General features: G+C 38.1%; 24 protein-coding genes, 1 other RNA gene and 2 pseudogenes. 13 read left to right on the top strand and 14 right to left on the bottom strand.

Annotation, left to right across the window (positions count from 1 at the left end):
• A pseudogene (locus tag LS69_RS10765) lies at nucleotides 1-617 on the bottom strand (glutamine-hydrolyzing GMP synthase); the annotation flags it as partial.
• 181 nt (nucleotides 618-798) lie between these two features.
• Nucleotides 799-2,202, bottom strand: a complete 1,404-nt coding sequence (locus LS69_RS02135; protein ID WP_138121749.1) for an SLC13 family permease — start codon at nucleotides 2,200-2,202, stop codon at nucleotides 799-801.
• Nucleotides 2,203-2,590: 388 nt separating this feature from the next.
• Between LS69_RS02135 and LS69_RS02130 the strand changes: the two genes are divergently transcribed.
• A complete protein-coding gene (locus LS69_RS02130) occupies nucleotides 2,591-2,788 on the top strand; it encodes a hypothetical protein (RefSeq protein WP_138121748.1) in 198 nt (65 codons plus the stop codon).
• 70 nt (nucleotides 2,789-2,858) lie between these two features.
• Here the strand turns inward: LS69_RS02130 and LS69_RS02125 are convergent, their stop codons facing one another.
• Entirely contained in the window at nucleotides 2,859-4,211 is a 1,353-nt protein-coding gene (locus tag LS69_RS02125; RefSeq protein WP_138121747.1) for an arsenic transporter, read from the bottom strand.
• An 8-nt stretch (nucleotides 4,212-4,219) separates the two neighbouring features.
• The gene (locus tag LS69_RS02120; RefSeq protein ID WP_138121746.1) at nucleotides 4,220-5,062 is read right to left on the bottom strand and encodes an MnmC family methyltransferase; all 843 of its coding nucleotides are present in this window, start codon (nucleotides 5,060-5,062) and stop codon (nucleotides 4,220-4,222) included.
• A 128-nt stretch (nucleotides 5,063-5,190) separates the two neighbouring features.
• Here LS69_RS02120 and accD point away from each other — a divergent pair, with 128 nt between their 5' ends.
• From accD to LS69_RS10305, 6 genes are all read left to right on the top strand, one after another.
• Nucleotides 5,191-6,039, top strand: a complete 849-nt coding sequence (gene accD / locus LS69_RS02115; RefSeq protein ID WP_138121745.1) for an acetyl-CoA carboxylase, carboxyltransferase subunit beta — start codon at nucleotides 5,191-5,193, stop codon at nucleotides 6,037-6,039.
• Between the two features lie 62 nt (nucleotides 6,040-6,101).
• The gene (locus tag LS69_RS02110) at nucleotides 6,102-6,569 is read left to right on the top strand and encodes a 23S rRNA (pseudouridine(1915)-N(3))-methyltransferase RlmH (protein WP_138121744.1); all 468 of its coding nucleotides are present in this window, start codon (nucleotides 6,102-6,104) and stop codon (nucleotides 6,567-6,569) included.
• Between the two features lie 14 nt (nucleotides 6,570-6,583).
• Complete coding sequence (gene dksA, locus LS69_RS02105; protein WP_138121743.1) at nucleotides 6,584-6,943, top strand: RNA polymerase-binding protein DksA; 360 nt, start codon at nucleotides 6,584-6,586, stop codon at nucleotides 6,941-6,943.
• Nucleotides 6,940-7,959, top strand: coding sequence for a hypothetical protein (locus LS69_RS02100; RefSeq protein ID WP_138121742.1), 1,020 nt, complete (start codon nucleotides 6,940-6,942; stop codon nucleotides 7,957-7,959). Before dksA ends, LS69_RS02100 begins: the two co-directional genes overlap by 4 nt.
• Nucleotides 7,960-8,097: 138 nt before the next feature.
• On the top strand, nucleotides 8,098-8,262 hold the full coding sequence (locus LS69_RS10310) for a hypothetical protein (protein WP_194145378.1): 165 nt from the start codon (nucleotides 8,098-8,100) through the stop codon (nucleotides 8,260-8,262).
• Nucleotides 8,249-8,524, top strand: coding sequence for a hypothetical protein (locus LS69_RS10305; RefSeq protein ID WP_194145377.1), 276 nt, complete (start codon nucleotides 8,249-8,251; stop codon nucleotides 8,522-8,524). The genes LS69_RS10310 and LS69_RS10305 overlap by 14 nt, the downstream gene beginning before the upstream one ends.
• Here the strand turns inward: LS69_RS10305 and ruvB are convergent.
• Together ruvB and panB are read right to left on the bottom strand one after the other, a co-directional pair.
• Nucleotides 8,499-9,500, bottom strand: coding sequence for a Holliday junction branch migration DNA helicase RuvB (ruvB, locus tag LS69_RS02095; RefSeq protein ID WP_138121741.1), 1,002 nt, complete (start codon nucleotides 9,498-9,500; stop codon nucleotides 8,499-8,501). The genes LS69_RS10305 and ruvB overlap by 26 nt on opposite strands.
• Before the next feature lie 8 nt (nucleotides 9,501-9,508).
• The gene (gene panB, locus LS69_RS02090) at nucleotides 9,509-10,315 is read right to left on the bottom strand and encodes a 3-methyl-2-oxobutanoate hydroxymethyltransferase (RefSeq protein WP_138121740.1); all 807 of its coding nucleotides are present in this window, start codon (nucleotides 10,313-10,315) and stop codon (nucleotides 9,509-9,511) included.
• A gap of 102 nt (nucleotides 10,316-10,417) precedes the next feature.
• Between panB and LS69_RS02085 the strand changes: the two genes are divergently transcribed.
• Together LS69_RS02085 and ssrA are read left to right on the top strand one after the other, a co-directional pair.
• Nucleotides 10,418-11,332: a radical SAM protein gene (locus LS69_RS02085; RefSeq protein WP_138121739.1), complete on the top strand. Its 915-nt coding sequence runs from the start codon at nucleotides 10,418-10,420 to the stop codon at nucleotides 11,330-11,332.
• Between the two features lie 91 nt (nucleotides 11,333-11,423).
• Nucleotides 11,424-11,793, top strand: a transfer-messenger RNA (tmRNA) gene (gene ssrA / locus LS69_RS02080).
• 30 nt (nucleotides 11,794-11,823) lie between these two features.
• Here the strand turns inward: ssrA and cutA are convergent.
• From cutA to groES, 8 genes and pseudogenes are all read right to left on the bottom strand, one after another.
• Nucleotides 11,824-12,132, bottom strand: a pseudogene (cutA, locus tag LS69_RS02075) (divalent cation tolerance protein CutA); the annotation flags it as partial.
• Between the two features lie 46 nt (nucleotides 12,133-12,178).
• Entirely contained in the window at nucleotides 12,179-12,457 is a 279-nt protein-coding gene (locus LS69_RS02070) for a hypothetical protein (RefSeq protein WP_138121738.1), read from the bottom strand.
• Nucleotides 12,458-12,466: 9 nt separating this feature from the next.
• Nucleotides 12,467-13,288, bottom strand: a complete 822-nt coding sequence (locus LS69_RS02065; RefSeq protein WP_138121737.1) for a hypothetical protein — start codon at nucleotides 13,286-13,288, stop codon at nucleotides 12,467-12,469.
• Between the two features lie 9 nt (nucleotides 13,289-13,297).
• On the bottom strand, nucleotides 13,298-14,050 hold the full coding sequence (locus LS69_RS02060) for a DUF5644 domain-containing protein (RefSeq protein ID WP_138121736.1): 753 nt from the start codon (nucleotides 14,048-14,050) through the stop codon (nucleotides 13,298-13,300).
• Nucleotides 14,051-14,092: 42 nt separating this feature from the next.
• The gene (locus LS69_RS02055) at nucleotides 14,093-14,566 is read right to left on the bottom strand and encodes a hypothetical protein (RefSeq protein ID WP_138121735.1); all 474 of its coding nucleotides are present in this window, start codon (nucleotides 14,564-14,566) and stop codon (nucleotides 14,093-14,095) included.
• A 9-nt stretch (nucleotides 14,567-14,575) separates the two neighbouring features.
• Nucleotides 14,576-16,315: a M3 family oligoendopeptidase gene (locus tag LS69_RS02050; RefSeq protein ID WP_138121734.1), complete on the bottom strand. Its 1,740-nt coding sequence runs from the start codon at nucleotides 16,313-16,315 to the stop codon at nucleotides 14,576-14,578.
• 299 nt (nucleotides 16,316-16,614) lie between these two features.
• Entirely contained in the window at nucleotides 16,615-18,255 is a 1,641-nt protein-coding gene (gene groL / locus LS69_RS02045; RefSeq protein ID WP_138121733.1) for a chaperonin GroEL, read from the bottom strand.
• Between the two features lie 29 nt (nucleotides 18,256-18,284).
• Nucleotides 18,285-18,545 (bottom strand): co-chaperone GroES, encoded by a 261-nt coding sequence (groES, locus tag LS69_RS02040; protein WP_138121732.1) that lies wholly within the window; start codon nucleotides 18,543-18,545, stop codon nucleotides 18,285-18,287.
• Between the two features lie 264 nt (nucleotides 18,546-18,809).
• Between groES and LS69_RS02035 the strand changes: the two genes are divergently transcribed.
• The 4 genes from LS69_RS02035 to LS69_RS02020 all read left to right on the top strand — a co-directional run bounded on the left by LS69_RS02035 (nucleotide 18,810) and on the right by LS69_RS02020 (nucleotide 25,217).
• Nucleotides 18,810-19,973, top strand: a complete 1,164-nt coding sequence (locus LS69_RS02035; protein ID WP_138121731.1) for a pyridoxal phosphate-dependent aminotransferase — start codon at nucleotides 18,810-18,812, stop codon at nucleotides 19,971-19,973.
• Nucleotides 19,974-20,366: 393 nt separating this feature from the next.
• Nucleotides 20,367-21,206 (top strand): cysteine ABC transporter substrate-binding protein, encoded by an 840-nt coding sequence (locus tag LS69_RS02030; RefSeq protein WP_138121730.1) that lies wholly within the window; start codon nucleotides 20,367-20,369, stop codon nucleotides 21,204-21,206.
• A gap of 154 nt (nucleotides 21,207-21,360) precedes the next feature.
• A complete protein-coding gene (dnaE, locus tag LS69_RS02025; protein WP_194145376.1) occupies nucleotides 21,361-24,852 on the top strand; it encodes a DNA polymerase III subunit alpha in 3,492 nt (1,163 codons plus the stop codon).
• On the top strand, nucleotides 24,840-25,217 hold the full coding sequence (locus LS69_RS02020) for a translation initiation factor (protein WP_138121728.1): 378 nt from the start codon (nucleotides 24,840-24,842) through the stop codon (nucleotides 25,215-25,217). The genes dnaE and LS69_RS02020 overlap by 13 nt, the downstream gene beginning before the upstream one ends.
• Nucleotide 25,218 lies beyond the last annotated feature (1 nt).

The following is a 25,218-nucleotide window of genomic DNA, read 5'->3' as shown; positions in this document are numbered from 1 at the left end:
ACACCTTTTTTAAACGCATTGGGTGCAACAAAAAGCATTTCGATTTGGTTTTTTTCTATTCCAATAAAGCCCAAAAACTCGTCTTGATTTTTGGCAATGATAATCTTTTGAGAGCTTTGAAATGCCTTTTTAACTTCGGGGCGAATTTCTTTAATATCTTTTTCGCTCAAAAACAAGTGGCTTGCGCGCACAGAATCTTCCCATAAATCTACCAATATCTTTAAGTTTTGCGGCGATTTTTGGTAAGTATAAAGTTCAAAATTTATGGTTGGTTTGGATTCTAAAATCTCTAGCACCGCCTTGCCAAACTCTTGTGCGTCTGCGCGTATCACCCGCCCGCCAAAAAAATCAGCGATATATTGCATACCATAGCAAATGCCAAGAATGGGGATTCCAAGCGAAAAAATCGCACTATCGGGCTTATAGGCGTCTTTTTCATACACGCTTGCGGGTCCGCCGCTTAAAATAATGCCTTTGGGGTTTTTGGCTCGTATGGATTCTATGCTTTCAAAATACGGCACAATCTCGGTATAAACACCATATTCTCGCAATCTCCGCGCAATCAGCTGCGTGTATTGAGAGCCAAAGTCTAGCACTAAAATTTGCACATTGTTCATTCTTGCTTCCTAAGTTTTATTTTTAGAATCTTAACCTAGATAAGCTTGTTTTAACATTACTGAAACTTCATTCAAACCATCTTACAAGATAAAATTGCAATTTTCACAACGCCATCGTGCAAACCCAATAGAATCTTAAATGCGCAACTCTTTTAATGAGGACTTACTAACAACAAACCCACTAAAAGAACCAACGCCAATAAAGCATACCAAAAGCGATAATTAGCACGATTCCAGCAAAGCTCAACACGATTCCAAACCGAAACATATCCCAAATCTTTATCCCGCCTTTGCTAAACACAATAGCATTAGGTGGCGTGGAAATGGGAAACATAAAAGAGAATCCTACACAAATGGTTGCAATCAACATCACCAAGCTTTGCATTTGTGGGTCTAAAAAATCCTTTGTAGAAGCAAAAATTGCAGACAAAAGAATCGCAATCAAAGCCGTAGAGCTAATAAACATCGTCAAGCACAAAACCAAAAGACAAACACAGAGTAAAAATATCAAAATCGGCAAACTGCCAAAATATTCAAAAACAGGTTTAAACGCGTCTCCTAACTGCATTTCTGCAATCGCCATCGCAATACAAAAACCAGCACCAAAGAGAAACATCACTTCAAAGGGAATCGCTTTGGAATCCTCCCAACGCAAACAGCCAATTTTTGGCACAAACATCAAAAGCCCAAAACTAAGCAACAAAATATTTTCATTGAATCCCAATCCGCTATAAATTGGCTTAATTGGAGAATTTAACAACAGCAATAACAATAAAATCCCAATCAAAAACATTAGTTTTTTATGTTCAAAGGTGATTTTAATATCCTCAAAAGCATCAATCTTAAGCTCCTCATTGGGGAGATTATAAGAAAGAATCTTAATCATCACATACAGCATACTTAAGGTTAGAGGCAACATCATAAAAATCCACGCGGCAAAGCCAATGCTTTCAAAATGCACGGTCTCTAAAAATCCTAAAAATATGAGGTTTGGCGGTGTGCCTATGGGCGTTGTGATTCCGCTAATACTCGCGCCAAAGGCAACAACAAGCAAAAATCTAGTCTTTAGCAATTCCTCTTGCGTGATAGAAAATGCAATAGGGATTAGCAAAAGTGCCACCGTGGAGTTAGATAGCACACTTCCTAGTGCGACACTCGCCACGCCAAGCGCGGTAATAACGCCTTTGGGCGTCGTCGGGAAAAAACTCAAAAATTTCTTGGCGATGATTTTGTGCAAACCAATCTTTTCCACTCCAATCGCTAACATAAACCCGCCCAAAAACAAGAAAATAATAGGGTTTGCATAGTTGCTTGTCGCGCTTTTGACATCTAAGATTCCAAAGGCTGGAAACAAAATAATCGGCAACAAAGAAACAATGCCAAGTGGCAACGCTTCGTTAATCCACAAAACAATCAAGAAAAATAAAATACCAATAAACGCCCCCACTTCAAAAGAAGCAGTAAAATAATAAATGCTCAAAAAAGCCGACACAAAGGCACAAAAAATCGCTAAGCTCAAGCCCGATAAAATCTGAAAATGTGTTTTGAATTTTAATTTTTTATGCAATCGTGGTCTTAACCTCATCGCAAATCCCTTAAATCTCTAATTTTCTCAAAATTATATCAAATTGTTTTAAGATTTTTTGATTTTGCAGTTTGCGTTGCGATTTGTAAATGTGGAATCCCGAGATTCGAGGAATCTTTAGTTGCTTCTTGCTGCAATGATAGGATTTAAATTTAAGACTCTAAATAACTATTTAAAATGACAAACTATACCTAAAACCTCCATTATCTACTCTTTCGTTGCTCCCTGTCCAATATAGTCGGAGCGATTTTAGCTTTAAGCAATATTGCGTTGGATTATCTTTTTATCGTGAAGTTTGGCTTTGGGCTTAGTTCCGCTGCACTAGCGACTTGCATTAGGATTTAGCCTTGCGACGCTTTTTGGGTTTATTCCATTTTGATTTATGGAAATGCCACTCAAATTTTCACGAATCTTTTTTAATTTCAAGATTTTGCTTTTGATGACTTTAAATGAGGGAATCCAACCAGCACTTAGTTTTAATTACGCAAGATTGGGGCTTAAAGGGCGTTTTTTTGACTGCTTTTATCGCGGAGTGTTTTTGCGTGATTTTAAGCATTGTTTTTATCAAAAAATCTTTTTAAATTAAACTATAATGCTAAAAAGGAGAGCAAATAACACTGATTGTAAAAAACACAGATTCTAAAGCTTGGAATCTTTTAATACTCTAAAAACACTTTCGCTAAACTCACGCTCAAAATTAACCCCAAAATCGCACAAAAAAGCACAACCACACTAAAGATAAAGCTAAGTTTAAAAAATTCAAAAAGCGGAATCTTCACTCCATATCGCTTTAGGCTCACAAGCCATAAAAGTGTCGCAAGTGAGCCGATAGGCGTGAGCTTCGCGCCGATATTACAGCCTAGTAAATGTGCAAAGACAAGCGGCAAGTCAAAGGCATCTTTAAGAGCTAAATCGCCTAGCATCACCATTGGTAAGTTATTAATCAGACTACTCCCCAATGCACTTAAAAATCCAACATACAAAAGCCTTACCTGCTCTCCAAATGCGCTAATTTCAACAATCCCAATGCGCATAAACTCTAACAAACCTGCATTCTTTAACCCAAATACAACCACAAATAAGCCAACGCTAAAAACTACCACACTAAAAGGCGAATTTTTAAGTAAAACAAATGGCTGTATTTTTTGGATTTTTATCCCATAGCTCACTGCCAAAATCGCGCAGATTCCTACAAAAATAGAAAGTGGGATTCTAAAATGCGCCCCAAAAGTTGCAAAAATTGGCAATAAAATGAGCAACAAAAAACAAAAGAAAATACCAAAAGGGCTAATAGAATCTGTTTTAAAACTGCTTGTCATCAATAAGGTTTTGGGCAACTTTCTGCCCAAAACAACCCAAAAAATCAACAATGATGAAAGAATCGCAAAAAGTTGTGGCAAAGCCATAAACCACACAAAATCAACAAACGAAATCCCAAAAACAGACGCGGTTAGGATATTGGTAAGATTTGAAAACACAAAGAGATTTGAAGCAAAATCACTAATAAAACCCATAAAAAGCAAAAATAAAATCAAAGACGCAAAGAATCCCTTGTTTTTATTAGGAAACAGCGCAAACATCAGCGGAGTTAGAATCAAAATCGCCCCATCGTTTGCCAAAAATGACGCCAAAAATGCCCCAAATAGCACCAAAAAGACAAAAAGTTTCGAAGCTTTACAAGGGATTTGCAATAAATCTTGCATAGAATCCAAGTTATTAGGCTTGAAAAGACACTTTCCTCCTCCTTTTTCACCCGCAAAAAGTATTATTTTGTGCGCCAAATACGCAAAAAACCCAATGCGCTCCATTGCAAGACTCAAAACAATCAACCCAACCAAAACCAAAGTAGAATCCCACACCATTCCCCACACAAACCACACATCACGCGCACTCACGATTCCAAGTAAGTATGCTACACCCGCACCCAATGTGCTAGTAACCCATAGCGGAATCCCAAAAGGTCGCCAATAAATCAACAGCATTACAATTATAAACAAGCCATACGCCATATTAACCTCTACACGCCTTTATTTTCATCATACAACCCCCAAAGATTCGGGTTTGCTTTGATTTTGTGTGCAAGATTAATTGGCGTAATTTCTAGCACATTTTCTAGCCGAAGTCGCGGAATCTCACTTGTTTTTGTCAAAATCACAGAATCCCGAACGCGCTTTTGCTTCACTCTATAAGCATAAAATCCCGCAAGATACGCAGAATACAGCATACCTGAATGAAGACTATAAGTCGTTATCACTACATTTTGCGCACTTAATACATAGAGATTCTTAAAATACTCATAAGTCCATAAACTGCGATTCTTTGCGGGGCTAAAAGGGTCTTGAAAAATCACATTAAAAGGCATTTTTGGAATCCTTTGCTCCCTTTGCGTTTGCAAGTTGGAATCTTTTTGAAAATCCCTTTTGGGATTCCAATTCTCTACAAACCCAGCTAGAATCTCCCGCGCATCTCCTAAATGCAAAACCACTTCAAAATTCGCTTCTTTAAAATAATGCGTTTTCACAAGAGACTCTAAAGCAACGCGTTGGGATTTCAATTCTTTTGGATAAGGGAAGCTCAAAAGACGAGGCAAAAGCCTTTCGTCAATCTCGGGAGAATGGATTGCTATTTTGCCACTAAAGTTTTGCAAACGCGCCGCAAAAAGCAAACAAAGCGTATTAAATCCAAGCCCAAAGCAAATATCAAGCACTGACAAATAAGGCATATTGGTTTGAAGAGAAAGGGCGGGTAAAATATGCTTATGCAGAGTTTCTTGCAATGCGCCGTCATTTGCATTATGATAAGCCTCGCGAAAATGCTCATTATAGAGTGTGATACTAGAATCTTGCGTCAAAATCTGCATATTTTTTTCTTTTTAGAGTAAATTAACACGAAATTCTATACAATTTTGAAATTTTTTACAAAAATATTGTTGTTTTTGGGATTCCTAAAGCTTAACAATGTGGAATCCTAAGCCTTTAAGGAAATCAAATGGGTTTTGCGGATTTTTTTAAAAACTTCAAAAAGGACGATAGAGCTGTGCCACAAGCTGCCCCTAGCCATTGGGTGAAATGCCCGAGTTGCAATGCGTTAATGTATTACAAAGAAATCATTGCGCAACTCCACACTTGCCCCAAATGCAATTTTCATATGCGCATTGGTCTAGAAGATAGAATCGCATTAATGTGTGATGAGGGGAGCTTTGTAGAGTTTGACAAAGAACTTGCCCCCAATGATCCTTTGGACTTTGTGGATAAAAAAAGCTACAAAAAACGCATTGAAGAATATGCCAAAAAATGTGGGCGTCCCAGCTCAATCCTTAGCGGAGAATGCACGATTGAAGGCATTGGCGCACAAATTGCCTTGTTTGATTTTAACTTTATGGGAGGCTCACTTGCTTCTGTGGAGGGAGAAAAGATTATTCGCGCCATTTCACGCGCCATAGACAAAAGGCAAGGTCTTGTGATTGTTAGCACAAGCGGTGGAGCAAGAATGCAAGAATCCACTTATTCTTTAATGCAAATGGCAAAAACTTCCGCGGCACTCAATGCACTTAGTGAGGCACATTTGCCTTTTATTTCCGTGTTAAGCGACCCCACATTAGGAGGAGTAAGTGCTTCCTTTGCGTTTTTGGGGGATTTGATTATGGCAGAACCCGGCGCGATGATTGGGTTTGCAGGTGCTAGAGTGATTAAACAAACTATCGGCACAGATTTACCACAAGGATTCCAAACGGCGGAATTTCTACTAGAACACGGGCTTATTGATATGATTGTGCAACGCAAAGATATGAAAAAAACAATCGCCCAAGCCCTAGAATATTTCAAAACAGAAGCATAAGGGGTAATTGCAAATGTTTTTTGCCCCAATTTATCTAAAATCTTTACGCATTATTTAAGCTCATGATTAAAATTAGCGTCTATTATATTGCCAAAACCAACAAAGATATGAGCGACAAATTATCAGAAGAATTTATCACATTGTGCGGGAAATTTGGAGCGAAATTAGAATTTGTCAATCTGTTTTGCAAAGCTATTGCAACAAGCCAAACACAAGAAGCAAACATTGCACAAAAATCTTATACCAAAGAATTTCTCAAGGTTTTCAAAGATAATCAACACAGAATCGCATTGACACCTAGTGCGAAAGAACTAGATTCCTTTGAATTTGCAAAGATTCTACAAAATCAAGGCAATATCGTATTTTTTATTGGCGGGGCGTATGGCTTAGAAGAGGATTTCCTCAAATCCTGCCATTCTCAAATCTCACTCTCCAAGCTCACTTTCAGCCATAAAATCGCGAAAGTCGTGCTAAGCGAACAAATTTACCGCGCCTTTTGCCTAATAAACAACCACCCATACCACAAATGACAGGAGACCAAAGAATGCGTTCAAATGAATTAGAAAACTTTAAGTCTATTTTGTTGGATAGAAAACAGGCGATTTTAGACAATAATCTAATACACAAACAGACAATGGAATACACCAAAAACAGCAATATTAACGAAGCGGATTTGGCGGCTGCCCACACGCGAAATATGCTTGATAGTTCCATTTCAAAAAGGCATTATTTGGAGCTAGAACACATTGAAAGGGCATTAGAAAAGATTGATGAGGGAATCTATGGAATCTGTGAAATGTGTGATGAGGCAATCGGAATCGGGCGGCTAAAAGCAAAACCACATGCAAAATATTGTATAGTATGCAGACAAATTGTTGAAAAAGATTCAAAGGATCAGAAATGAAATTCAAATATTACATCAGCGCACTATTTATCTTTATCGTTCTTTTGGGGCTTTATGTTTATAGCCTTAGCGGCGCAAGTTATTCGTTTGCGATTCCATTTAGCACACAGAGTATCACGCTTCCTGTTGCGGTATGGTTTATCGTTCCTGTCATTGCTTTTTTTATCATCGTGGGATTCCTAGAGATAGGCGGTTCTTATCGTATGTGGCGCAAACGCACGAAATACAAACACGACTACAAACTGCTTTTAGAACAAATAGAAAATCAACTTCTTAGCAAAGACATTCCTTTAAAGCAACCAACAATGAATCGCTACAAAAGCCTTTCTATTTTGTTAAGCAATCTGACTTTGGATATTAAAGACGGAATCGCACTCAAAAGTGGCGAAACAAGGCTTGATGAAATGATTGAGCTTCTAGGAGATTTAAAAAGAGGTTCGTATGTGAATCTCAAAAAATTCAATCCGGGCGAAAAATCTCCCTTTATGCGCCAAAATATCTTCAATCAGATTCATAGCGATGAAAAATTTGCCTTAGAAGTCCTCAAAAAATCTAGTTTTGATGAAGAATGCAAGCGAGAAGCCTTTAAAAAGATTCTAAATTCGGGCGAGACAAAAACCATTAGAAATTATATTGGTGAGATTAAATTCAACAAAGAATTGGCAAATGAAATCCTTAGTATGTGCTATGCCAAAAAAATAGACTTCAGCAATGATGAAATTGCGCAGCTTTGCGCAGAAGTAGGTTACAGCAAAGAAGATTATTTACTTTTGGCACAAAAGCTCAAAGCTTGTTATGAGCCTGTCGCTTGGGTTAGTTTATTTGAAACACTCTCCAATAAAGACGAACACGCGGAAATGGCTTATTTTTATGTGCTTTTAGAGCTTGAAATGGTAGAAGAAGCAAAAGAGCGTCTTAATGCTTACCCACAAAATGAGCTTCTCAAAGTGCGCGCGTATTTGGATTTGAAAGATTTAGGCAAAAAATATCCTTTAGAATTATTTTTGCTTGATTAAACCGATGGATTCTAAAATGCAAATCACTCAATAAAACAATGAAGTCTAGAATTTTCATCAGCACAATATTGCTTAGCTGCATAAAGGTTTAACCTCTTTAGCTACGCTAGTGAAAGTGATGGCAAAAGGGCAGTTTTTGTGAGTGATTTTAGTGATGACTTCGAGACTTTCAAAAAAGAATTAGCAGAGTGCTACAAAGTCTCTCCAAGCTTTGGCATTATGACACACAAAGAGCTAACAGACCCTATTGTGGAAAAATTTTTCGCAGAGGGCAAGAAATGGCAAGAATTTGAATTACTTTGAAAACCAAAGCAAATATGATCTTTGGAGAAAGGGTGTGAAAGAACGCGTGTTTCTCAATGGAGAAAGTAACCTACCAGAAGAATACGCCAAGCTAATTAAAACACTTAAAAAACGAGAAAATGCAGCACACACTCAAAAAAACCAAGAAATACAAAAAGCAAGGAAGCACAAAATTAAAAGTCTCAAAGCCAACAAATACGCCTCTTTTTCACTCTTTAAGGAAATCTTAAAAATTCTTAAAACAAGCTTCCTATTTCTCTAAAAGAAAACAACTCATAGGTTTTTTGCGTCGCAATTCTACCCCGCGCGGTGCGCTCCAAATACCCATTTACAAGCAAATAAGGCTCAATCACATCTTCAATCGTCCCTTCATCTTCACTCATAGCTGCCGCAAGAGTGCTAAGCCCAATCGGGCGTCCGCGATTCTCGCAAATGATTTTCAAAAAGCGCAAATCCAGCTCATCAAACCCATTTTCATTCACGCCAAGCTCATTTAATGCGTATTGTGTGCGTTCTTTGCTAATGATTGCTTCTTCTGCGACTTCGGCGAAATCTCTAACGCGCTTTAAAAGTCTTAATGCGATTCGTGGTGTTCCGCGTGAGCGTTTGGCAATCTCCAACGCACCCTCATTAGAGCATTCCTTTTGTAATTTAACCGAAGCGATTTTCACGATTTTTGCCAATTCCTCTTGCTCGTAAAACTGCATACGAAACTGCATTCCAAACCTATCCCGCAAAGGATTACTAATCATTCCCGCACGAGTTGTTGCGCCAATTAGAGTAAATCGTGGCAAATCAATCTTCACCGTTTGCGCCGCAGGTCCGCTACCGATGATAATATCTAGTCTAAAATCTTCCATTGCAGGATATAAAATCTCTTCAATCGCGGGACTTAAGCGATGAATTTCATCAATAAATAAAATCTCGCCCTCCCCTAAATTTGTCAAAATTGCCGCCAAATCACCCGCTTTTTCAATCATCGGAGCTGCAGTTACTTTGATAGAAGTTTGCATTTGATTGCTGATAATATGCGCCAAAGTCGTTTTGCCAAGACCGGGAGGACCAAAAAGCAAAATATGATCTAGCACATCGTTGCGCTTTTTTGCCGCAGCAATAAAGACTTGCAGATTCCGCTTTAATTTCTCCTGCCCAATATAATCTTCCCAACAAGCGGGACGCAGTTTAACTTCTTCTTCACTTTCTAAGGATAGCTTTTCAATCTCTACAATGCGTTCCAAATCTGCCCCTAATAACTTTCTTGTGTGTTCGGAAAGTCTCCGCTTTTTACATCTTGGACATATTGGCGCACACTTTGACGCAAAATTCGCGCACCTTGCAAATATTGACGCACAAATTTTGGCTTAAACTCTTCAAAAAACCCAAACGCATCACTCCACACCAATACTTGCCCATCTACATCAACCCCGCTTCCAATGCCAATAATCGGAATCTTAACACTTTGTGCAATTTGCTTTGCTGCCTCTGCTTTAACTCCCTCTAGCAAAATACTAAACGCGCCACTTTGTTCAATTTGTTTTGCTAAAGAAATCAGAGATTCTACATTTTCTTGCGTTTTTCCCTGCACCTTATAACCACCCTCACTGCGGACAAACTGCGGTTTTAATCCAATATGTGCCATCACTGCGATTCCATTTCCTACTAGCTTTTCAACGCTTTTGATTCCCTCTAAACCCACTTCTAATTTCACTGCTTGGGCTTTTGTTTCTTTATAAACACGAATCGCGGATTCTAGTGCAATTTCAGGTGTTATCGTGCTTCCAAAAGGCATATCGCAAATCACTAAACTCTGCTTTGCTCCACTGCAAACTGCCTTGGTGTGATAAATCATCGCGTCCAAACTACTACTTAGTGTATCAGAATCGCCAAAAAAACTCATCTGCAAACTATCCCCAACTAAAATCATATCCACTTCGCCATCAAAGATTTTCGCCATCAATGCGTCATAGGCGGTAAGCATAGTGATTTTTTCTACGCCTTTTTTATTTAGAATCTGTGTCGTTGTGATAGATTTTATCACTCCTTGCATACTCATCACTTATCCTTTGCAAAGTCATTCTATAAGGCAATTTTACAATAAAATTTAAGATTTTTTATTCTAAAATAGCAAACATCAATCAATTTTGCAAGGAAAATTATGAAAATATCCACCCCCACCCCGCTTAGTTTATTTCTCGCATTCAAACTAAAATTCCAAAGATACAGAAGAAATTTACTCCTAAAATCCAAATATGTAGGCTTTATGAGACGGCTCACTCCCGCTCCTTTTATTAAAAAACTAGATGTCAATCTAGCAGAACATTGCAACCTAAACTGCTTCAGTTGCGACCATTTTTCTCAACTCGCCAAGCCTACCCTCCTAGACCCAAAAACCTACGAACAAGACATTGCGCTTTTAAGCCAAATCACGCAAGGATTAATTGGCAAAATTGTGCTTTTAGGGGGCGAACCACTTTTGAATCCAAATTGCAAAGACTTTTTTGGCATTACGCGCAAATATTTTCCAAATTCTCAAATTATCCTAGTAACCAATGGCATTTTGCTTCCCAAACAAGATGAGGAATTTTGGCAAGAATGCCAAAAGAACGCGATAAAAATATCCCCCACAAGATACCCGATTAAAGTGGATTGGGATACGGCGAAGTCAAAATGTAAGCAATATGGAATTGATTTTGCCTTTTACAATGGAGAATCCAAAAAGAAAGAAAGTATCAAAATGGTGCTAAACACCAAAGGCACTTCAGACCCATTTTTAAACTACCTCAACTGCACACAATACGACTGTGTGCAACTAAAAAATGTGAATGGGGAATCAAGAATCTATCACTGCTCTTTTAGCGGACATATAGAACATTTCAACCAAAAGTTTAACCAAAATTTACAAATAACAAGCCAAGATTATATTGCGCTAACCCCAAACACCGCATACAGAGAAATTCTAGATTTCCTTAGTCGTCCCATTCCTTTTTGTCGCTACTGTGATACGACCAAATGGCAACACATCGGAGAATGGAGAACTTCTAAAAAAGATATTTCTGAATACACAGAATAAGCGCGACTTTGCGGGATTCTATCAAACCAAACCTTGCTAGATAGTTTAATAGAATCTTTAGCAACTTTACAATAGAATCGCAGCTTTGTTTGGGGCTGACTTGAATTTCGACAAGAGTGCGATGGCTCTGGCTGCATGCCGACTTGGTTATGTCGTAAAACCAACCGATAAATATAAACGCAAACAACGCAAATTACGCTCCTGCTTACGCTAAAGTTGCGTAAGTTTAACTAAGCTTTTGGAGCTGTTTTTAAACAAGGATTCTAGCGACTTTTTAAAAACATCATTCAAGCTAGATGCGCTTAATATTGCCAAATGTTAAGTTAAGTTTTTGGTTGCCTTGAAGCATTATTTTTGGAAGTTTGGTGCTTTAAAGAAAGAATAAAATCCAAAAAAGCATGTATATCGGCTGGGGTTGGTCTCATTTTTGGACTGGGGTTTGATTCCCCACAGCTCCACCATTGAAGCTTTATAAAATACTTCATCATTCTTTATTTAGATAATTTTAAACTTCCTATCTCTTCGCACCATTTTTGATATGCACTAGAGACTTTGTAGAGTTTGATTCCAATGATTTCTGGAATCTCATAAGAGTGGAATCGTAAAATCAACTGACGCAAAGCCTTAAAATCCTGCTTAAAAACCTTAAAACACAACAAAATCTCTTTTTCATTATAGACTTCAAAATTTTCCTTTGGATTGTTGCGCCAAAGATAATGGCTTTGGATTTTGGATTCTTGGATACAAGCGGTGAGTTTGGATTCTAACGCCATATCTATTATGACTTTGGCATTTTCTTCTGTTGTAGTTGTTTATAACAACATTAGGCGATTCTTGCCTTTTGCTTTAGTCATCTTTGACGCCCATTCGTTTTTTCTTTTCTTCCAAAGACTTTTTCTTTTCTTCCTTGCGCATTCTTTCTAAATTCATTTGACGCTCTCTGGAGCGTTTAAACTTCTCCAAATATTCTTGACGCTCTGTTGGGCTTTGGTAGGCAATAGGACGAATAAAAAAAATCACGAGCATTAAGACGAAAAAGAAAATAGCTGTTTCTTGATTGGAGGTGAGCTGATACCAAACCATTGCAATCACAAGCGAAAGGATAACCTTTAACGCAATGACCATTTTCGTCCCTTAAAGCATTTTTGGAAGAATTTTATGCTGTCCAAAACACAAAGAATCCCGCGTAGAATCTTCAAAAAGTGCAAGAATCACTTGCGGAACAAACAATAATGGAATCTCCAAATCATCACGACCGCTCACGCTTTTGAGATGCGTCGCATTTCTATCCATTAATTCAAAGTTACCAATATTTGGGGTTAGAATAAAATCCACGCCACTATCTACCATTTCATAATAATCCGCCGCCCCCATTTGATAGGCTAATTGCGGATTGACTTCCAACAAATAATCATAACTTTCTTTAAAAAAAGGCAGAATCTTCAAGCCTGTAATTTCTTCTATTGTGTTGAGCATTTTGGATTCTACAACCCATTTTTCAAGCTCCCTATCTATAATAAAAGCGCATCGGAATCCCTGCCAACGCTTCGGCTTAAATGAAGCTGTTTTGAGCGCATCTAGCACAACTTGTGGTGCAAAAACAAATTGATTTTCTAATTCCAAAATATCAATTTCTACACTGCATTCTTTGTTTAAAATCTCTCGCAATTCACTCTCTTGGCAAAGAATCTTTAGGAATTTCTTAGTCTCCAACAAACTTTGAGAATCGCATATAAGGATTTTGCGATTCTCTGTTTGGGATTCTAGTAGCAATGCGAGTAATCTTTTGTAATATTTTGCCCTTTCAATAAAAGGCAAAAATTTATGTTCTAAGACGATAGAATGGGATTTTTCTGTCGGAATTTGCAGTTTCTCCAAAAGATTGCTGAAGTTTTGCATTAAAATTTGTGCGGATTTGGGATATAAATTATTGTGCAACAAAACAAAAGATTCCATTTTCTATCCTTAGAAATTAAGCTTTTTTAGCATTTTTGATTTAAAAGATTGAATCTTAGGATTCTCACTTCTTTCAAAAACAATCGTTTTTAGCGCGTCAATGCAAATATCAAACTTATCGTTTTGAGGAAAAAGATAGGTTTGCAAACTCTGTGCATTTAAGATTCCGTTTTCTAAAGAACAAATCGTTTCTAAAATCTCTGGGGTTTTATGCTTGGCATATAAAGAAGCAACTAAAATAAAAAATGCTTCGCCCAAATAATCCGAATTTTCTACACTTAGAGGAGTTGCATAAGCAAAAGGCAAAAAAGAAAGCAAAAAAGCATCTTTGATGCTTTGGGTTTCAACATCTAAGGCTTCTAAGCCTCTAAACTCTGCATCTTTTAGCACACTTTGCACCTCATCTTGAGCCAATTCATCAAGCCCGACGCGTCGCAATAATTCTATTTTTTGCAAAAAGGGCTTCACATCAATGATTAAATCTTTTAACGCCAAATGAGGGTTAAGCGGCTCTATTTTCCACTCGCAACCAAAATTTTTAATCAGTTCTTCTATTTTTAAACTAAAATCAAAAACTACGATTCCATTAATCTTAAATCCATACGCATTATAGCCATATTCTGACACATCTTCTTGCACTCTTGCCAACAAATCCAAGAGGGATTTTTGCAAATCCATTTTGATTGCCAACTTCGCAAAATAAGGCAAATAATCCGTTTTTATATCAAATCGGAATAATTCTAAATTAATTTTTTTTTCCATTGTTTTCCTTCGCCAAAACACTAAATCTTGAAGTATAGCAAATTATTTTTTAAACCTTTTGTTTTTTGGGTTGGCAAGCAATGCTTTCATTGAGCTGCTAATCCCCTCTTCTTCCCCATTTTGGTTTTGCTCTGCTTCCATAAAAGTCGCAAAAAGATTCACATATACGCAAAAATCCGCGCGTAAATCTTCATCGTTTGGCAATAAAATCTGCACAATAGAATCTATTGGAGTTGTTACAAAACTGCCCAAATTCTCTTCGCCAAACCCCGCTTCAAAATAAAGATTATTAGAATCCAATTCTAAACTTTCAAAGGTATAACCCGCCAAAATAAACACGGTCAAATCACTAAAAGTTCCACGAATGGAATCCGGAAGCTCCGGTTCAAATTTGACACGATTCACATTACATACGATAGAAAAATTGATATTTTTACGAATCAAGTATTCTAAAATTTCGCGAGAATGCCCTTTGAGCAATTCTCTAAATTTTTTATCCCTTAACAAAAACTCCATAATCCCTCCTTACAAAAACGATTTCAAGCCCTCTAACAACAAGCGAACTTCTTTAATACCAATTTTCCAAAAATCATCGCTTTCAATATCCAAATCAAAGATTCCTACTAACTCTTTGGGCGATTTACTTCCGCCAAGACTTAAAAACTCTTCGTATTTTACAACAAAATCCACAGGATTCTTGCGGTATACGCCAAAAAGTGCCATTACTAAAAGCTGCCCATAACTATACGCATAACAATAAAAAGGCGTGTGAATAAAATGCGGGATATAAGACCACCAAAGACGATAATTTGGCGTCAAAATCACGCTTTTACCAAACATTTTTTGGTTTTCTTCCTGCCAAATATCGCTAATCTCTTGCACAGAGAGTTCGCCTTTATGACTATGCACTTTGCGTTCAAAATTTGTAAAAACATTCTGCCTAAAAAGTGTGGCAAAAATATCCTCCAACTTCCCTGCATAAAGGGCGATTTTTTGCTCTTTTGGCAAGGAATCTTTCATTTTTTCAAACAACAACATTTCAGCAAACACCGAAGCAGTCTCCGCTGTCGTTAAAGGCGTGTCTGCATTCAAATAACCCACACGATAAGAGAGGCTCTGATGAATCGTATGCCCCAATTCGTGTGCCATCGTAAAAGCATCTCTTCTGCGGTTGGTATGATTTAGCATTAAATAAGGGTGCGCACTTGGCACAGCACTATGGCTAAAAGCCCCTCCGCGTTTGTTTTCTCGCGGGTGAGAATCCACCCAACCTTCTTCAAAAGCACGATTGGCGATTTGAAAAAAGCGCGGCGAAAAATCCTTGAAAGTCCCTAACACAATCGCTTTAGAATCTTGATAAGTAAATTCCGCCTCCTCACTGCAAGGAATCGGGGCATATCTATCGTAATCATAAAGCGTTTCAAGCCCTAAAAGCTTGGCTTTAAGCTTGTAATATTCTTCCACGATTCCAACATTTTCATTAATGGTTTTTACCATACAATCCACACTTTTTTGCGTGGTTTGATTGTCCAAATGGCGCGATTCCTCTAAATTCGCATAATTCCTCAACTCCGCCGTGATTCTTAAATCCTTACGCACAACATTGTAAATAAATCCTAGCAAATTAAGATTCTGTTCTAATATCTCGCTTAAAGAAACTTGCGCCATTTTGCGCACTTCTCTTTCTTCATCATACAACAAGCTTAACACTTCTTCTTCGCCCACTTCTTTTTGTTCGCCTTTTAGAGCAATTTTAAAGCGCAAATGGCTTAAATGCTCATCAAATAGACGCTTAAAGCTATCCACGCCCACCGGTTGAGTTTTAAGCAGAATCTTCTCTTCTGGTAAAGTCAGCTGATGTTTCGCGCTTTTTGCCAAAAGCTCCAAAAAGTAGCGGTATTGCCCACTATGCGCGATAAACTCTTCTTGTATTAGTTTTGGAAGTGTATTAAACTCCACTTCAAAAAACAACAAATGTTCTTGCGCGGCATTAACCTGCATTTCACATTCAGCATAAAATGCGCCCTCTTTGGTGTTAGACGCGAAGCGCAAAAATGCGTAAGTCATAATGCGCGAGAGATTCTCACAGAGTTTTTCATAGGCTGTAACAACTTGGTAAAAATCTTTAGGGGAAAGCGTGGGAAGCTTATCTTTGTAAGCCTTTTCAAATGCTTTTACTTCTTGAATGCTTGTTTGAATGCAACTTTGCAGAGATTCTTCATCTGTAAAAAGTGCTTTGAGATTCCATAAATCTTCATTATTCATTAATAAACCTTATGATTTTTATTTAAAATGTAATTTTACAATAAATCAAGCTTATTTTGTCTGCTTCGCCTTTGAGATTCTAGGATTTTTGCAAACTTTTAAAAATCAACAATGCGCTTTATCAAATATCTTGAAAAATAAAGCTTTCTTTGGCTTGGATTATCCCCAACTCTGTATATCTTAATAAAAACAAATTGTGCAAGAAAAATAATTTTTTTTAAAAAAAAAAGAGGATTTAAGATTTTTAAGCAGATGGCTAAAACGCGGAATCTCCGCGCTTTAAGCGCGAGGCGGAAGAATTACATCATTCCGCCCATACCTCCCATTCCGCCCATACCTCCCATATCTGGCATTGCAGGTTTATCTTCTTTGATTTCATGCACTGTGGCTTCTGTGGTGAGTAGTAAGCTAGATACAGAAACTGCGTTTTGCAATGCGATTCTAGCAACTTTTAGCGGGTCAATGATTCCTGCTTCAAACATATCCACATAAGTGCCATTAGAAGCGTCAAATCCGTGATTTATATTGGAATCTTTTTCTACATTATTCACAACCACGCCATCATCAAACCCTGCGTTGGTTGCAATTTGTTTGATAGGCGCAGAAATTGCGCGTTTGATGATTTCATAGCCGATTTTCTCATCACCCTCAAGTTTCAAGCTAACTTTCGCTGCTGCACGCACGAGTGCTGCACCACCGCCAATGATAATGCCCTCTTCTACGGCTGCTTTTGTCGCACTTAACGCATCATCTACGCGGTCTTTTTTCTCTTTCATTTCTACTTCACTTGCCGCACCGACTTTAATCACTGCAACTCCACCACTAAGCTTTGCAAGTCTTTCTTGGAGTTTTTCTCTATCATAATCGCTTGTTGTGCTGTCAATTTGGGTTCTAATTTGCGCGATTCTTGCATTTACCGCTTCTTTTTTGCCTGAACCATCAACGATTGTTGTATTGTCTTTGTCAATCACGATTCTAGCTGCCTGTCCTAAATCTTCAATCGTCGCAGCTTCAAGCGTCTTGCCTAACTCCTCGCTAATCACTTCACCACCGGTTAAAGTCGCAATGTCTTTTAGCATTTCTTTTCTTCTATCGCCAAACCCCGGAGCTTTAACCGCTGCGACATTTAGCACACCGCGCAATTTATTCACAACCAAAGTAGTCAATGCTTCACCCTCAATATCTTCTGCGATGATAAGCAAAGGTTTGCCGCTCTTCATTGTGGATTCCAAAAGAGGCAAAATATCTTTCATAGAAGTGATTTTTTTGTCTGTCAATAAAATATAAGGGTGCTCTAATTCTGCTTCCATTTTGTCGCTGTTTGTTACGAAATATGGGCTTAGATAACCTCTATCAAATTGCATTCCCTCAACTACGCTTAATTCATCGTTGATTCCTTTTGCTTCTTCGACGGTAATCACGCCATCTTTGCCAACTTTTTCCATTGCTTCAGCAATCAACTCACCCACTTTAGAATCGGAGTTTGCAGAGATAGTAGCGACTTGCGCAATTTCTTTTTTACCTGCGACAGGCTTTGCGATTTTTTTAAGTTCTTCTGTGATAGCTTCTGCTGCTTTGTCCATTCCGCGTTTAACTTGCACAGGATTCGCTCCTGCAGTGATATTTCTCAATCCTTCTTTGAAAATGCTATAAGCCAACACGGTTGCAGTTGTCGTGCCATCACCTGCGGCATCTGCCGTTTTACTTGCGACTTCTTTAACGAGTTGCGCTCCCATATTCGCAATAGGATCTGCGAGTTCAATCTCTTTTGCCACAGAAACGCCGTCTTTTGTGATAGTTGGCGCACCAAAGCTTTTTTGAATCAACACATTGCGTCCTCTTGGTCCCATCGTTACTTTTACTGCGTCATTGAGTTGTTTTACGCCCTCATATAATCTATTTCTTGCACTATCTGAAAAATTAATCTCTTTACTTGCCATTTTTATCTCCTTAAAATAATTTTAAATTATTAAGCACGAACGCCTAAAACATCTTCAAGTTTTAAAATCAAATATTCTTTGCCCTCTAGTTTCACTTCAGTTCCAGAATATTTCCCAAAAACAACGACATCACCGACTTTTACTTCTTTTACTTCACTGCCGATTGCTAAAACTTTCCCTTCAAGTGGCTTTTCTTTTGCATTATCAGGAATAATAATGCCAGAAGCTGTTTTCGTGTCTTCTTCTAGTCTTTCTACTAGAACTCTTTCTCCAAGTGGTTTGAAATTCATAGGAATACCTCCAATTAGTATGGTTTATCGTATAAAAACGGCGCGGATTATAATCAAAAAAATAAAAATTGTCAATACCCTAAGTTAAAAAATTCATAATATTTTAGTCTAATTAACTAAAGTTTATTTAGCTTTTAGAGCTAATATTAATTAAAACAAAAAGATTCTATGATTTGCGATTCTCCATTATTTTATAATTTTTATCAAAGTTAAAAAAGGCTATATTTGCAACATTTTAAATTGCGCTTTTAAAGGAGAGCCAAAATGTATTCCAATCGTATCAGCAACCTTTCAGAATCCATAACTATCGCTATTAGCACACTTGCTAGAGAACTCAAATCACAAGGCAAAGATATTCTTTCTTTTTCTGCAGGTGAGCCAGACTTTGACACACCACAAGTCGTTAAAGACGCGGCAATAAAAGCAATCAACGAAGGATTCACCAAATACACCGCAGTAGCAGGAATCCCGGAGCTTTTAGAGGCTATCAGCACGAAGCTTAAACGCGACAATCACTTAGAATATTCCACAAAAGAAATCATCGTCAATAGCGGAGCAAAACACTCGCTTTTTAATGTATTTCAAGCCCTCATTGATGTAGGCGATGAAGTGATTATCCCTTGTCCTTATTGGGTAACTTATCCCGAGCTTGTTACTTTTAGCGGGGGCAAAAATATTTTTATCCAAACCACACAAGAAAACAACTTCAAAATCACCAAAGACCAACTCAAAACCGCACTCACTCCAAAAACCAAAATGCTCGTGTTAACCACTCCATCTAATCCCACAGGAATGGTGTATTCTAAGGCAGAGCTAGAAGAGATTGCTGCAGTTTTGAAAGACACAAATGTTTGGGTGCTTAGCGATGAAATTTATGAAAAATTAGTCTATGATGGCACTTTTGTTTCGCCCGGAAGCATTAGTCAAGATATGTTAGAGCGCACAATTACAATCAATGGGCTTAGCAAGGCTGTCGCAATGACAGGGTGGCGTATGGGCTATCTTGCAAGTAAAGACCAAAAGCTTGTCAAACTCATCAACTCTTTCCAAAGCCAATCCCTCTCTAATATCAACTCTATCACCCAAAAAGCCGCGATTGTAGGACTTAATGGAAGCGCGGATAAGGATATTGAAACCATGCGCTTGGCATTTAAAGAAAGACGCGATTTTGCTTGTGAGAAACTCAATGCCATCAAAGGCTTAAGCGTCAATAAGCCCGATGGAGCATTCTATCTTTTTGTGCATTGTGCGGAGATTTCTAAAGATTCTATGCAGTTTTGTAAAGACTTGCTAGAAAAGGTTGGAGTTGCGGTGATTCCGGGTATTGGCTTTGGAATGGACGGGTATTTTAGATTTTCTTTTGCCACAGATTTAAAAAGCATAGAAAAAGGAATCCAAAGAATCGCAGAATATTGCACTAAAGGCTAGATTCTTTTCTTAAGATTCTACTTTTAAATACACGCTTCATTTGCTTTATTGCGCGACTAAAAAGATTAAACACAAGACTTTTAGGCTCATCTTCTCAAGCCTATCTTGTCGTTTTGGTCAGCTTTTTGATGTCTTTCAATATGAAATACAAGAATCTTAAGAGAGCTTTCTCATAGAGAATTTTCTTTGATTTTTCTTTCTATAATAACATTTTATCTCCTTATTTAAATCCCAACTCTTGCACTACTTCTATTAAATTCTGTGCATTTTAATCCTGCAAATCTTAATATATTTTCACAATGGAACCCGAAATATAAATTTTAATAATTAGTTTTAAGGTTTTATGGGTAAAATTCCACGCTTTATGCAAATCAAAACGATAAAGGAAAATCAATGAAAAAGATGTTTTCAAGATTATTTTTAGTATTCTTAAGTCTAGGATTTGGAGCATTGCTTATGGGTTGTGGAGAAGATACAAACACTTCAAAAACAACCAACGGCTTAGAATCCATCAAACAAAAAGGCGAAATCACTATTGGAGTTTTTAGCGATAAACCACCTTTTGGATTTGTCAATAGCACGGGAGAAAACGACGGATTTGATGTTTATATCTCACGACAAATCGCTAAAGATCTTCTAGGGGATTCTAGCAAAGTCAAGTTTGAATTAGTAGAAGCAGCAAGCCGCGTAGAGTTTCTTAAAAGCGGTAAAGTTGATGTGATTATGGCGAATTTCACACAAACCAAAGAAAGAGAAGAAGTTGTGGATTTTGCAACTCCTTATATGAAAGTTGCTTTGGGTGTTGTTTCTAAAAATGGTGAGATTCAAAGCGTAGAAGACTTGAAAGGCAAAAAACTCATCATCAACAAAGGCACAACAGCGGATTTTTACTTCACCAAAAACCACCCAGAGATTGAATTGCTCAAATACGACCAAAACACAGAAGCATTTTTGGCACTTAAAGACGGCAGAGGCGCGGCACTCGCTCACGATAATTTGCTAGTTTTTGCTTGGGCAAAAGAGAATCCCGAATTTGCGGTTGGAATCGGAAAACTAGGCGATGAAGATGTGATTGCCCCAGCAGTTAAAAAAGGCGATAAAGAATTGCTAGAATGGCTTAACAATGAGATAAAAACTCTCAATGAAAATGGCTTTATGCAAGAGGCTTATGCTAAAACCCTAGCACCTATCTATGGTGAAGACCAACGCGAAGCGGTATTAGTTGCTAAATGACGCAAACTGCAAGAATCCTAAGGGATTCCTTGCAATCCGATTTCTTTAAAAACTTCCTTTTATTGCACTTCTTTATTATTCTGCTAAAGTTAATCCCTCTATTAGTATTTATAGGTTAGAATCACGAATCCAAATGATTTTAAAGAGGCAAATAATGAGTCAAACACCGAAATTTACGCATTTGCATTTACATACTGAATATTCCTTACTTGATGGATTAAACAAAGTCAAAACTTTGGCAAAAAAAATCAAAGAATATGGTATGGAGAGCGTGGCAATTACAGACCATGGGAATATGTTTGGTGCGATTGAATTTTATAAGACAATGAAAGATGAGGGAATCAAGCCGATTTTGGGTATGGAAGCTTATTTGCATAATGCCGAAGATATTAGCGATAAAAACAATCAAAGATTCCATTTATGCCTTTATGCCAAAAACCTAGAGGGCTATAAAAATCTAATGTATCTAAGCTCACAGGCTTGTCTTTATGGATTCCATATGAAACCGCGCATTAGCAAAAAAATGCTACGAGAACACAGCGCGGGTTTGATTTGCAGTAGTGCGTGTCTTAATGGCGAAGTGCAATGGCATCTTAATCTTAAAAAAGACGACAACAAAGGGCGCAAAGGCTATGAGCGTGCAAAAGAAGTTGCGCTAGAATACAAAGAGATTTTTGGCGAAGACTTTTATTTGGAGCTTATGCGACACGGAATCCAAGAACAACAACTCATTGACAACCAGCTTTTAAAGCTTTCCTTTGAAACAGGCATTAAAATCATCGCAACCAACGATACGCACTACACTTATCAAAGCGATTCCACTGCGCAAGAAGTCGCCTTTTGTATTGGATTTGGCAAGGATTTCAACGATCCCAATCGTATGCACCACACCGTGCAAGAATTTTACATCAAAACCCCCGCGCAAATGGCAGAACTCTATGCGGATATTCCTGAAGCTTTGGAAAACACACAAGAAATTGCCAACAAATGCGATTTAGAGCTTCATCTAGGCGACCCAACGCCTCCTAGTTTTAAATTCACGCAAGAATACGCACAAAAAGAGGGATTAGACTTCACACAAGATAGCGAATATTTCGCCTATAAATGCCGCAAGGGCTTAGAAAAACGACTCGCCAATGTAGAGAGCGATCGCCACCAAGAATACAAAGAACGCTTAGAGCGTGAAATTGAAATCATCAACAAAATGAAATTTCCGGGCTATATGCTCATCGTATGGGATTTCGTGCGTGCAGCAAAAGAACGCGGAATCCCAGTAGGTCCGGGTCGTGGAAGTGCTGCGGGAAGCTTGGTTGCGTTTTGCTTGGAGATTACTAATATTGATCCTATGAAATACGATTTGCTTTTTGAACGCTTCTTGAATCCAGAGCGTGTAAGTATGCCCGATATTGATATGGACTTTTGCCAAAGCAGACGCGGGGAGATTTTGGACTATGTTACAGAAAAATATGGACGCCACAATGTCGCGCAAGTTATTACCTTTGGTATGATGAAAGCCAAAGCCGTAGTGCGTGATGTTGCGCGTGTTATGGGAATGCCTTATGGCGATGCTGATGCGTTTGCAAAACTAATTCCAAAAGAATTAGAAATCACCCTAGAAGACGCTTATAATAAAGAACCCAAAATCGCGGAACTTCTCGCAAACAATCCTCTTGCTAAAAAAGTATGGGAGTTTGCGCGGATTTTGGAGGGGACAAAGCGGAATCCCGGAACACACGCTGCTGCTGTCGTGATTGATTCCGAGCAAGAGCTATGGCACAAAGCCCCGCTTTATCGCTCACAACGAGACGGAATCATTGCGACACAATATTCTATGAAATATCTTGAAGATGTGGATTTGATTAAATTTGACTTTTTGGGCTTAAAAACCCTTACCCTCATTGATAATGCGCTTAAACTTATCAAAACCAACTACAATAAAGAGATAGATTTCCTAAGTATAGATGTAGATGATAAAAAAGTCTATGAAACACTACAAAGTGGCAATACTCTAGGCGTATTTCAAATAGAATCTAGTATGTTTCAAGGAATCAATAAACGAATGCGCCCTAGCACTTTTGAAGACATTATCGCAATCATCGCCTTAGGGCGTCCCGGTCCGCTAGAATCCGGAATGGTAAGCGATTTTATTGATAGGAAGCATGGCAAAGCACCGATTGTGTATATGTTTCCGGAGTTAGAACCGATTTTGCGCCCAACTTATGGCACGATTGTTTATCAAGAACAAGTTATGCAAATCGTGCAAAGAATCGGGGGCTTTAGTCTAGGAGGAGCAGACTTAATCCGCCGCGCAATGGGGAAGAAAGACGCGAAGATTATGGCGGACAACAAAAGTAAATTTGCCGATGGCGCAGTCGCGCAAGGCTTTGATAGAGCAAAAGCAGAGGAATTATGGGAACTCATTGTTAAATTCGCGGGTTATGGATTCAATAAATCCCATTCCGCTGCCTATGCTATGGTAACCTTTGAAACTGCGTATCTTAAAACCTATTATCCCAAAGAATTTATGGCTGCCTTGCTTACTTCAGAGAAAAACGACACAGATAAAATCGTAGAATACATTGAAGAAGCCAATCAAATGGGAATCAAAGTGCTTCCGCCCAATCTCCAAAAATCCGAATTAGAATTTAGCGTTGCAGAAATTGGCGGAGAGAGCTGCATTCTTTTTGGACTTGGCGCAATCAAAGGCGCGGGTGAAGTGGCGATTAATATCATCTTAGATGAGCGCAAAAACAATGGAGATTTCAAAGATTTAGAGGATTTTTTAGGACGCATTGACCCACAAAAAGTCAATAAAAAATCATTGGAATCCTTTATTAAAAGTGGCGCGATGGATTGCTTTGGCATTACACGCAGATCTTTATTGAAACAAATAGAATCCCTAACAGAAGCTGCCAAAGCAGCACAAACCGCCAAAAAAGAAGCAGAAAATTCCCTTTTTGGAAACGATGAGGAAATCACAGGAATCCGCTTAAATCTAGAACATTACGAAGAGTTTGCACAAAAGCAAATCTTAGAATTTGAAAAAGAAAGTTTGGGATTCTATGCTTCTGGACACCCATTAGACGCTTTTAAGGAATCTTTCAAGTCCATTGCCTACACTCCTACAAATCAAATCAAAGATATTGCGGAAAATAGCCGCATTTTGATTGCCGGGCAGATTGAAGATGTGGTGAGTAAATTCTCCAAAAATGGCAAAAGATATGGAATCCTAAAGATTCAAGATTTATATGGAAGCGTAGAATTAACGATTTTTGAACAAATCCTCAAACAGCTTGAAACAATGGACAAGGAATCCCCAGTCGCCGTAAAATGCCTCGTGCAAGAACAAGATGAAACAAAAAAACTCAAAGCGGAGAAACTTTTAACCCTTGATGAGGCAAAAAAAGAAAAGGTAGATTTTACAATTCAAAAAAGTGATACCAATGAGCCATTAACGCTTTTATTGGATATTCATACAGACGCAAACATTATGCGACTTTTGCGAGAAGCGGCAATCAAACATCAAGGCAAACGCGAACTTAGGATTCTCTTTAAAACACAAACACAAGAATTAGAGATGATTAGCTCCCTATCTGTGCATAGCAATATCAAAGAAGAATTAAAGCAACTCCAATGGCAGAACTAAACGATTCTCTAAAATGCTTAGTCATTGGCGCGAAATTTGAAGATAGCTTGGATACTTTATGCAAAAAATGCGGAGAGTTAAAAAGTGCGTGTTTATGTAAAAAGAATCCCATTTGCAAAGAAAAGGATTCGTATTTTTTAGGAATCAACGAGGAAAAATCAGGCGGCAAAGACATTACGCGTTGTGGAATCTTTTATGCAGACAAAGAAGTAATGCAAACTCTCCTAAAAGCTGTTAAAAAACATTTTGCAAGTGGCGGAAAATTGGAGGAAAAAGAGGGTGGATTCTCTCTTATTCTGCAAGGCAAACATAAAGAGAGGCTCAAAATCTTTCTTAAAGAACAAAATTTTAGATTCAAGAAATAAT

The sequence above is a fragment of the Helicobacter sp. MIT 05-5294 genome, assembly GCF_000765675.1.
GTDB lineage: Bacteria > Campylobacterota > Campylobacteria > Campylobacterales > Helicobacteraceae > Helicobacter_D.
This window is presented reverse-complemented; position numbering and strand designations above follow the sequence as displayed.

Coding starts and splice junctions, on each gene's coding strand:
- LS69_RS02135 (WP_138121749.1), bottom strand. CDS start 2,202: ATGAGGTTAAGACCACGATTGCATAAAAAATTAAAATTCAAAACACAT.
- LS69_RS02130 (WP_138121748.1), top strand. CDS start 2,591: ATGCCACTCAAATTTTCACGAATCTTTTTTAATTTCAAGATTTTGCTT.
- LS69_RS02125 (WP_138121747.1), bottom strand. CDS start 4,211: ATGGCGTATGGCTTGTTTATAATTGTAATGCTGTTGATTTATTGGCGA.
- LS69_RS02120 (WP_138121746.1), bottom strand. CDS start 5,062: ATGCAGATTTTGACGCAAGATTCTAGTATCACACTCTATAATGAGCAT.
- accD (WP_138121745.1), top strand. CDS start 5,191: ATGGGTTTTGCGGATTTTTTTAAAAACTTCAAAAAGGACGATAGAGCT.
- LS69_RS02110 (WP_138121744.1), top strand. CDS start 6,102: ATGATTAAAATTAGCGTCTATTATATTGCCAAAACCAACAAAGATATG.
- dksA (WP_138121743.1), top strand. CDS start 6,584: ATGCGTTCAAATGAATTAGAAAACTTTAAGTCTATTTTGTTGGATAGA.
- LS69_RS02100 (WP_138121742.1), top strand. CDS start 6,940: ATGAAATTCAAATATTACATCAGCGCACTATTTATCTTTATCGTTCTT.
- panB (WP_138121740.1), bottom strand. CDS start 10,315: ATGAGTATGCAAGGAGTGATAAAATCTATCACAACGACACAGATTCTA.
- LS69_RS02085 (WP_138121739.1), top strand. CDS start 10,418: ATGAAAATATCCACCCCCACCCCGCTTAGTTTATTTCTCGCATTCAAA.
- LS69_RS02070 (WP_138121738.1), bottom strand. CDS start 12,457: ATGGTCATTGCGTTAAAGGTTATCCTTTCGCTTGTGATTGCAATGGTT.
- LS69_RS02065 (WP_138121737.1), bottom strand. CDS start 13,288: ATGGAATCTTTTGTTTTGTTGCACAATAATTTATATCCCAAATCCGCA.
- LS69_RS02060 (WP_138121736.1), bottom strand. CDS start 14,050: ATGGAAAAAAAAATTAATTTAGAATTATTCCGATTTGATATAAAAACG.
- LS69_RS02055 (WP_138121735.1), bottom strand. CDS start 14,566: ATGGAGTTTTTGTTAAGGGATAAAAAATTTAGAGAATTGCTCAAAGGG.
- LS69_RS02050 (WP_138121734.1), bottom strand. CDS start 16,315: ATGAATAATGAAGATTTATGGAATCTCAAAGCACTTTTTACAGATGAA.
- groL (WP_138121733.1), bottom strand. CDS start 18,255: ATGGCAAGTAAAGAGATTAATTTTTCAGATAGTGCAAGAAATAGATTA.
- groES (WP_138121732.1), bottom strand. CDS start 18,545: ATGAATTTCAAACCACTTGGAGAAAGAGTTCTAGTAGAAAGACTAGAA.
- LS69_RS02035 (WP_138121731.1), top strand. CDS start 18,810: ATGTATTCCAATCGTATCAGCAACCTTTCAGAATCCATAACTATCGCT.
- LS69_RS02030 (WP_138121730.1), top strand. CDS start 20,367: ATGAAAAAGATGTTTTCAAGATTATTTTTAGTATTCTTAAGTCTAGGA.
- dnaE (WP_194145376.1), top strand. CDS start 21,361: ATGAGTCAAACACCGAAATTTACGCATTTGCATTTACATACTGAATAT.
- LS69_RS02020 (WP_138121728.1), top strand. CDS start 24,840: ATGGCAGAACTAAACGATTCTCTAAAATGCTTAGTCATTGGCGCGAAA.